This window comes from Catenulispora yoronensis, assembly GCF_039531695.1.
Taxonomy (GTDB): Bacteria; Actinomycetota; Actinomycetes; order Streptomycetales; family Catenulisporaceae; genus Catenulispora; species Catenulispora yoronensis.
Window position 1 is genome coordinate 1 of sequence record NZ_BAAAQN010000203.1, and the last position, 593, is coordinate 593.

At 59.2% G+C, this 593-nt stretch carries 1 pseudogene; it reads right to left on the reverse strand.

Features of this window, described 5'->3' with window-relative positions:
- A pseudogene (locus ABD481_RS46810) lies at positions 1-593 on the reverse strand (peptidoglycan glycosyltransferase FtsI); the annotation flags it as partial.

Here is a 593-nt window from a genome sequence, read left to right on the forward strand (position 1 = left end):
CGACTCGGCTTTGTTAAAGGCCACGGCGTTGTTTAGCTCGCGATAGACCAGCGCCTGCAGGCGTTCGTCGATACTCAGCGCCAGGTTGTGCGCTGCCTGGCTATCGGTAGAAGAGATGTCTTCAATTACCCGGCCATAGCGGTCTTTACGCACGATACGCTCGCCCGGCTGACCGGTAAGCCATTTATCAAAGCTTTTTTCAACCCCTTCAATCCCCTGGCTATCGACGTTGGTAAAGCCGATGAGGTGAGCGGTTACTTCCCCGGAAGGGTAGTACCGACGGGATTCTTCGCGCAGATGAATGCCCGGCAGCTTCAGCTTCTTGATGTAATCGGCCATGTCAGGGTTAACCTGACGCGCCAGATAGAGAAAGCGAGCGTGGGGATGACTCTGTACCCGCTGGGCCAGCTCTCCGAGGTTGAGGTGCAGCGCTTCGGCCATCGCCTGCCAGCGGGGCCCATAGCCCACACCGCCCTTTTCCATAGTGGTCTGCGGGTCGATCCAGATAGCACTGACCGGAACGCTCACCGCCAGCGGCCGTCCTTCCCGGTCGCTGATCATCCCCCGCTCAACCGCTACGGGTTCTTCGCGCA